A 7,903-nucleotide genomic window follows, 5' to 3' on the forward strand; every position below is an offset into this window, starting at 1 on the left:
GGAGGCGCCCGGGCGCCCTGCGCCGGTCAGGGCTCGTCGACGACCGCGAAGGCCCGCACCGGGAAGGTCCCGAAGCCCCGCACCTTCGGCGGCACGGCGGTGAAGCGCGCCCCTGTCGCCGGCAGCCCGCCGAGGCCGGTGAGGTGCTCGACGACGTGCACTCCCGCAGCGAGGAGAGCCGAGTGCGCGGGCCGCGATCCGCCCGACTCCGTGTCGTCGATGTTCACCGAGTCGATGCCGACCAGCACCGCGCCGGCGGCGACGAGCGCCTCCGCCGCCTCGCCGCTGAGGAAGGGGGCGCCCCTGCCGTACCCGGGCGTGGCGAAGTGCGCGTCCCAGCCGGTGCGGAGGAGGACGGCGGCGCCGCGGACGTCGAGTCCCGCGACCGCGTCCGCACTGATGCCCCGTCCGGTGGCTCCGGTCGCGTCGACCACGACGGCAGGCAGATCGACCAGCGTCTCGAGGCGGAGAGCGGCGAGATCGGCTCCTCCCTCGTAGCGGTGGAACGGGCTGTCGAGGTAGGTGCCCGTGTTGCCGATCATCTCGATGACGTCCATCGCGAACTCGGTGCCGGGCGCGTAGGAGGCGCGGGACGCCTCACGCGTGAGGTGTGGCCGGATGCGCGGAGCGGGCAGGCCCGGGTAGGTCACCAGCCCGTCCGCGACGGTGTGGCTGAGGTCGACGAAGCGGCGCGAGGAGGTCATGCGCCCGATCCTGGCAGGGGCCGGATCGGGCGCACCATCGAGATGCCGCCCCGCGGGGCGGCGTTCCCGCCTCTACTTCTTCGGCAGCGCCGCCGACAGGTCCGCGATCAGGTCGGACGAGTCCTCGAGGCCCACCGAGAGGCGCACCAGCGACTCCGAGACCTCCAGCGGCGTGCCCTTCACCGACGCGTGCGTCATCTCGCTCGGGTAGCCGATCAGCGACTCGACGCCGCCCAGTGACTCCGCGAGCTGGAACAGCTCGGTCGACTCGGCGAACTTCCGGGCCGCGCGCGGCGTCGCGAGCTCGAGCGAGAGCATCCCGCCGAACCGCGACATCTGGCGCTTCGCCAGCTCGTGGCCGGGGTGCGAGGGCAGGCCCGGGTAGTGCACGGCCGTCACCGCCGGGTGCTCGACGAGGAACTCGGCGACTGCCTGCGCGTTGACGGAGTGGCGCTCCATCCGCACCCCGAGGGTCTTGATGCCGCGGACCGTGAGCCACGCGTCCATCGGGCCCGAGATCGCTCCGACCGCGAACTGCAGGAACGCGATCTTCTCGGCCAGCGGCCCCGAGCGCAGGGCGAGCGCGCCGCCGACGACGTCCGAGTGGCCGCCGAGGTACTTCGTGGTCGAGTGCACGACCACGTCGGCACCGAGGGCCAGCGGCTGCTGCAGGGCGGAGGAGGCGAAGGTGTTGTCGACGACGACGATCAGGTCGTGCGCGTGGGCCAGGTCGGCGAGCTCGGCGATGTCGCTGATGGTCATCAGCGGGTTCGACGGGGTCTCGACCCAGAGCATCTTCGTCTCGCCGGGGACGATCGCCCGCTGCACCTCGCGGAGGTTCGACATGTCGACGGCCGTGTTGCGCACGCCCCAGGCGCTGTGCACCCGGTCGATCAGGCGGTGGCTGCCGCCGTACGCGTCATTGCCCAGGACGACGTGGTCGCCGGGCGCGAGGGCGGCGCGCAGCAGGGTGTCCTCGGCGGCGAGGCCGGAGGAGAAGGAGTAGGCGACGTCGGCGCCCTCGAGCGAGGCGATGAGCTCCTGGAGCGAGTCGCGCGTCGGGTTCGCCGAGCGGGCGTACTCGTAGCCGCCCCGGAGACCGCCGATGCCGTCCTGGACGAACGTGGAGGTCATGTAGACGGGCGGCACGACCGCCCCGGTGGTCGGATCGAACTCCTGGCCGGCGTGGATGGCGCGGGTGTCGAAGTGCTGCTTCTTGGGCATGGTGCGGGCTCCCTGGGTCGGAGGTGCGGAGGCGGCGGCCGTCAGGCCGTGGCGTAGGTGAGGAGGTCCTGTCGGGTGATCACCGCGACGGGCTTGCCCTCGTCGGTGACGAGGAGGGCGCTGTGCTCGGTGAGCGCGGCGCGGGCGGCGGTGATGCTCTCGCCGAGCCCGATCAGCGCGAGCGCATCGCCCACGCAGTCGCCGAGCGGGTCGTTCATCGAGGCGGATCCGGCGAAGACGCGGTCGAGCAGCTCGCGCTCGTCGACTGCTCCGACGACCTCGCCCATCACGACCGGCGGCTCGGCGGTCAGCACCGGGAGCTGCGAGACGCCGTACTCGGTCATGATGCCGATCGCGTCGCGGATCGTGTCGGTCGGGTGCGCGTGCACGAGCGCCGGGAGGTCGGCCTGCCCGCTCGCCGCCCGCGCGCGGAGCACGTCGCGGACGGTGCCCTCGTCGCGCATCTCGAGGAAGCCGTAGGAGCGCATCCAGCGGTCGTTGAAGATCTTGCCGAGGTAGCCGCGCCCGCCGTCCGGCAGGAGCACGACGACCACGTCGTCCGGCCCGAGACCGGCGGCGGCCTTGAGCGCGACGGAGACGGCGAGCCCGCTCGATCCGCCGACGAGCAGCCCCTCCTCGCGGGCGAGGCGGCGGGTCATCGCGAACGACTCGGCGTCGCTGGAGGCGATGATCCGGTCGACCACGCTCGGGTCGTACGCGCTCGGCCAGAAGTCCTCGCCGACGCCCTCGGTCAGGTACGGGCGACCGCCGCCGCCCGAGTAGACGGAGCCCTCGGGGTCGGCGCCGACGATCTGCACGCGGCCCTCCGACACCTCCTTGAGGTAGCGGCCGACGCCGCTGATGGTGCCGCCCGTGCCGACTCCCGCGACGAAGTGGGTGAGCCGACCGGCGGTGTCGCGCCAGATCTCGGGGCCCGTGGTCTCGTAGTGGCTGAGCGGTCCGTTGAGGTTCGCGTACTGGTTAGGCTTGAAGGCGCCGGGGATCTCGCGGGCGAGGCGGTCCGAGACGGAGTAGTAGGAGGCGGGGTCCTCCGGAGCGACAGCCGTCGGCGTCACGACGATCTCGGCCCCGTAGGCGGTGAGGACGTTGCGCTTGTCCTCCCCCACCTTGTCCGGCAGCACGAACACGCAGCGGTAGCCGCGCTGCTGCGCGACGAGGGCGAGGCCGATGCCGGTGTTGCCGCTGGTCGGCTCCACGATGGTGCCGCCGGGCTTCAGCAGCCCGTCGCGCTCGGCGGCGTCGATGATGCGGGTCGCGATGCGGTCCTTCGACGAGCCGCCGGGGTTCAGGTACTCGACCTTGACCAGCACGGTCGCCTGCACGCCCGCCGCGACCGGGCCCAGCTTCACCAGCGGGGTGTCGCCGATGAGGTCGAGGACCGAATCGGCGTAGGCCATCCCGGTCTCCGGGCGTGCGGGAAGGGCGCGATCCAGGCTCATCCCGCCAGCGTAGCAACCGGCTCCGGGCGTGTGACGGGGGTGGGCGGAGGCACAGGGAGCGGTCTCGGGAGGGGAGTGCCGCCGGTCGCGCCGGTGCCCTATCGTGGGGGTCCGCGAGCGCCGCCGTCGACCCGGAACGGACCCCGAATGACCTCACCGATCGCCGCACCGCCGCGGCGTCCGGCCGACATCCACCTCCTCCGCCTGCTCGGCCCTGCGCTGGTCGCCGGAGTCGCCTACCTCGACCCGGGCAACGTCGCCAGCAACATGACGGCCGGCGCCCGGTTCGGCTACCTCCTGGTCTGGGTGGTGGTGCTCGGCAACCTGATGGCCTGGCTCATCCAGTACCTCTCGGCGAAGCTCGGCCTGATGACCGGCCGCAGCCTCCCCGAGCTGCTCGGCGACCGCCTGCGCGGCCGCTGGGGCCGCCGGGCCTACTGGCTGCAGGCCGAGACGGTCGCGATGGCGACCGACCTGGCCGAGGTGATCGGCGGTGCGATCGCGCTGAATCTGCTCTTCGGACTGCCTCTGCTGGCCGGCGGCGTGGTCACCGGCGCGGTCTCGCTGGTGCTGCTGCTCGTGCAGACGCGGGGCGGGGCGCAGCCGTTCGAGCGGGTGATCACGGCGCTGATGGTGCTGATCGCCGTCGGCTTCACGGTCGGCGTGGTCGTCGATCCGCCGGACGCGGGCGCGACCGTCGCCGGTCTCGTGCCGCGCTTCGAGGGCTCGGAGTCGGTGCTGCTCGCCGCCTCGATCCTCGGCGCGACCGTCATGCCCCACGCGATCTACGCCCACTCCGCGCTCGCCCGCGACCGCTTCGGCCACGTCGAGGGCGTCGGCGCGCGCCGGAGGATCCTGGTCGCCACCCGGATCGACGTGACGATCGCGCTCGCCATCGCCGGCACCGTGAACCTCGCGATCCTGCTCCTCGCCGCGCACTCCCTCGCGGGAGTCGCCGGGACCGACAGCCTCGAGGGCGCCCACGCGGCCATCGGAGCGGCGCTCGGCCCGGTGGTCGCGACCCTGTTCGCCGTCGGCCTGCTCGCCTCCGGCCTCGCCTCGACCTCGGTCGGCGCGTACGCGGGGGCCGAGATCATGCACGGTCTGCTCCAGGTGCGGGTGCCGCTCGTCGCCCGTCGTCTGGTCACGCTGATCCCGGCGCTCCTCGTGCTCGCGATCGGCTTCGACCCGACGCGCGCGCTGGTGCTCAGCCAGGTGGTCCTGTCGTTCGGCATCCCCTTCGCGCTCGTGCCGCTCGTGATCCTGACCCGCGACCGCCGCCTGATGGGCGACCAGACGAACCGCTGGTTCACCACCCTCGCCGCCGCCCTGGCCGCCGTCTTCCTCATCGTCCTGAACGGCCTGCTGCTCTGGCTCACCTTCGCCCCTTGAGCGGAGCGGCGGCGCATCCTGCGGATCGAGCGGGCCCGTTGGGCATCCCGCTGATCGAGCGGCCCGCTCCTCGGGCGCATCGAGATCCCCCTGACCGCGCATTGATCCGATCCGAAGCCTCGCTCGTTATCCTCTGAGAGCGCCTCTCAGGCGCCTGCGCCCGCCCCAGGCGCCTTCCGCCCTCAGAACGAGAGACGCCGCCGTGCCCAAAGACACGATGTCCGCCAAGAACCGCGCCCGACAGGAGAAGCTCGAGGCCTACAAGCGCGAGCAGGACCGCCGCAAGCGCGGCTCCCGCATCTGGATCTGGTCGCTGTCGGCCCTGGCCGTCCTCGCCGTCGGCGGCATCGTCGCGGTCACCGTCTTCGGGAACCAGCAGATCGTCGAGGCGCGCGAGATCGACGGCCTGCAGACCTTCGACAACGACGCCACCCACGTCGCCGGCGCCGTCGACTACCCGCAGACCCCGCCGGCGGGCGGCCCGCACAACGCCGTGTGGATGAACTGCGGCGTCTACGACGAGCCCGTCCCGAACGAGAACGCGGTGCACGACCTCGAGCACGGCGCCGTCTGGGCCACCTACGACCCCGAGCTCCCGCAGAGCGAGGTCGACGCGCTGATCGCCGCGATGCCCGACACCTACTCCGTCGTCTCGCCCTACGAGGGCCTCGAGTCGCCCATCGTGCTGAGCGCCTGGGACGCCCAGGTCGCGATCGACTCGCCCGAGGACCCCCGCATCGATGCCTTCGTCGAGCGCTTCTGGCAGTCCTCGAGCGCTCCGGAGCCCGGCGCCCCCTGCACCGGAGGCATCGATGCGCCCGGCAAGCAGTAGGGGCCGGATCCTCGTCGCCGCGGTCGCCGTGGTCGCGCTCCTCCTCGGGGCGGCCGGCGGCTACCTCTTCGGCGCGCTCGCCCCGTTCGCCTCCGCCGCGACGCCCTCGAGCGCCAGCGCCGAAGCGGGTTTCGCGCGCGACATGCAGGTGCACCACCTGCAGGGCGCCGAGCTGGCGATGATCGCCCGCGAGCGCAGCGCCGACGACGAGGTCCTCACCGTCTCGAAGGACATCCTGCTCACCCAGCAGCAGCAGGCCGGGCAGCTCTTCGGCTGGCTGAACTCGTGGGGCCTGCCGCAGGCTGCTCCGGAGCCCTCGATGACCTGGATGGGCCGGCCGACCCTGGCCGGAGCCGCCGACGAGCACTCGTCGATGGGGATGGGGACCGAGGACGGCGTCGTGCCGGCGAGCATGCCCGGTCTCGCGACACCGGACCAGATCACCGCCCTCAGCAGCGCGTCGGGCCGCGACTTCGACCGGATGTTCCTCGAGCTGATGATCGCCCACCACCGCGGCGCGATCGACATGGCCGAGGCGCTGCTCGCCCGGAGCCGCGTGACGGTCGCCACCGACTTCGCCTCCTCCGTCGTGAAGGCCCAGGAGGCCGAGATCTCGCTGATGGAGCAGATGCTCGAGGACCGCCCGGCGGAGTGACCGCTTCCGGCGCGCACGACATCGGCTGAGAGTGGTGCGCCTCCCCCACCGGGGAGGGGCACGTTCTCTCCGCCGACGTCGTGCACGGGGCCCGGCGACTCAGACGGCGTCGGCCGCGAGTAGCCCCGCAAAGTCCGGCCGCCGATCCGCGGCTCAGCCCTGGAGGGCCGACTCCGTCTGCTGCGCGTAGAGCGAGGCGTAGAGGCCGCCGAGGCCGAGCAGCTCGCGGTGGGTGCCCGATTCGACGATCCGGCCGCCCTCGACGACGTGGATGACGTCGGCCGACACGATGGTCGAGAGCCGGTGGGCGATCGCGATCGTGGTGCGGCCGCGGGCGGCGTCGTCGAGCGCGGTCTGGACGATCCGCTCCGAGACGGTGTCGAGGGCGCTGGTCGCCTCGTCGAGGATGAGGACCGCCGGGTCCTTCAGCAGGACGCGCGCGATCGCGAGCCGCTGCTTCTCGCCTCCGGAGAGCCGGTAGCCGCGCTCGCCGACCAGTGTGTCGTAGCCGTCGGGGAACGACGTGATCGTCGCGTGGATGTTCGCGGCGCGGGCGGCCGCCTCCAGCTCCTCCTGCGTCGCGTCCGGGCGGGCGTAGCGGAGGTTGTCGCCGATCGTCGCGTGGAAGAGGTAGGTCTCCTGGCTGACGATGCCGATGTGCGAGACGAGCGACTCCTGCCGCAGCTCGCGCACGTCGGTGCCGGCGAAGCGCACCGCTCCCCCGGCCACGTCGTAGAGGCGCGGGACGAGGTACGAGATGGTGGTCTTGCCCGCGCCGGAGGGACCGACGAAGGCGACGAACTGGCCCGGCTCTATGGCGACCGAGACGTGGTCGAGCGTCGGGCGCGCGTCCTCCGCCTGGTCGGGGTAGCGGAACACGACGTCGTCGAGCTCGACCCGGCCGAGCTCGCCCGAGACCTCGCGTGCATCGGCCCGGTCCGTGATCGCCGGGCGCAGGTCCAGGTACTCGAAGATGCGAGCGAACAGCGCTCCGGCCGTCTGCAGGTCGAGCGCGACGCGCATCAGGCCCAGGAGCGGCCACATCAGGCGCGCCTGCACGGTGGTGAAGGCCACGACGGTCCCGGCGGTGACGGTGGTGCCGCCGAGGATCAGCCAGGCGGCCACGAGGTACACGATCACGGGGATGACGGAGAGGAAGATCTGCACCATCGCGAAGAACCACTGGCCGGACATCTGCTGCCGCACCTGGAGCTCGATCTGGCGGCCGTTCTCGTCGGCGTAGCGCGTCACCTCCGACTCCTGGCGGCCGAAGCTCTTGGCCAGGAGGATGCCCGAGACGCTCAGGGTCTCCTGGGTGATCGCGGTCATCTCGGACAATGACTCCTGCGTCTTCGTCGCGATGCGCGCCCTCACCTGGCCGACGCGGCGCTGGGCCACGACGAGCACCGGAGTGAGGACGAGGGCGACGATCGTCATCTGCCACGAGAGCAGGAGCATCGCGACGACGGCCGCGATCACGGTGACGGTGTTGCCGAGCACGCTCGAGACGGTGTTCGTGAGCACGTTGGCCACGCCGCCCACGTCGTTGGCGAGGCGCGACTGGATGACGCCGGTGCGGGTGCGGGTGAAGAAGCCGAGCTCCATCGCCTGCAGGTGGCGGAAGAGGCGGATGCGC

7 protein-coding genes are annotated in these 7,903 nt (G+C 72.3%); 3 read left to right on the forward strand and 4 right to left on the reverse strand.

Annotated features, from left to right (window positions below; genetic code table 11):
• Positions 1–26: 26 nt before the first annotated feature.
• The 3 genes from C5D04_RS07675 to C5D04_RS07685 form a co-directional block, all read right to left on the reverse strand.
• A complete protein-coding gene (locus C5D04_RS07675; RefSeq protein WP_104247709.1) occupies positions 27–704 on the reverse strand; it encodes a cyclase family protein in 678 nt (225 codons plus the stop codon).
• Between the two features lie 72 nt (positions 705–776).
• Entirely contained in the window at positions 777–1,928 is a 1,152-nt protein-coding gene (locus tag C5D04_RS07680) for a cystathionine gamma-synthase (RefSeq protein WP_104224345.1), read from the reverse strand.
• A 41-nt stretch (positions 1,929–1,969) separates the two neighbouring features.
• Positions 1,970–3,346 carry a cystathionine beta-synthase gene (locus tag C5D04_RS07685; RefSeq protein ID WP_104234473.1) on the reverse strand — a complete coding sequence of 459 codons (1,377 nt, stop codon included), beginning with the start codon at positions 3,344–3,346 and terminating at the stop codon, positions 1,970–1,972.
• Positions 3,347–3,535: 189 nt separating this feature from the next.
• Here C5D04_RS07685 and C5D04_RS07690 point away from each other — a divergent pair, with 189 nt between their 5' ends.
• The 3 genes from C5D04_RS07690 (at position 3,536) to C5D04_RS07700 (ending at position 6,267) form a co-directional block, all read left to right on the forward strand.
• Positions 3,536–4,780: an Nramp family divalent metal transporter gene (locus C5D04_RS07690; RefSeq protein ID WP_104227179.1), complete on the forward strand. Its 1,245-nt coding sequence runs from the start codon at positions 3,536–3,538 to the stop codon at positions 4,778–4,780.
• A gap of 202 nt (positions 4,781–4,982) precedes the next feature.
• Positions 4,983–5,612, forward strand: coding sequence for a DUF3105 domain-containing protein (locus C5D04_RS07695; protein WP_244230507.1), 630 nt, complete (start codon positions 4,983–4,985; stop codon positions 5,610–5,612).
• A complete protein-coding gene (locus tag C5D04_RS07700; protein WP_104224341.1) occupies positions 5,593–6,267 on the forward strand; it encodes a DUF305 domain-containing protein in 675 nt (224 codons plus the stop codon). The genes C5D04_RS07695 and C5D04_RS07700 overlap by 20 nt, the downstream gene beginning before the upstream one ends.
• A 153-nt stretch (positions 6,268–6,420) precedes the next feature.
• Here the strand turns inward: C5D04_RS07700 and C5D04_RS07705 are convergent.
• Positions 6,421–7,903, reverse strand: a 1,483-nt coding sequence (locus C5D04_RS07705) for an ABC transporter ATP-binding protein (RefSeq protein ID WP_104261752.1), incomplete at its 5' end; no start/stop codon positions are given.

The sequence above is a fragment of the Rathayibacter sp. AY1D2 genome (genome assembly GCF_002932695.1).
GTDB lineage: Bacteria > Actinomycetota > Actinomycetes > Actinomycetales > Microbacteriaceae > Rathayibacter.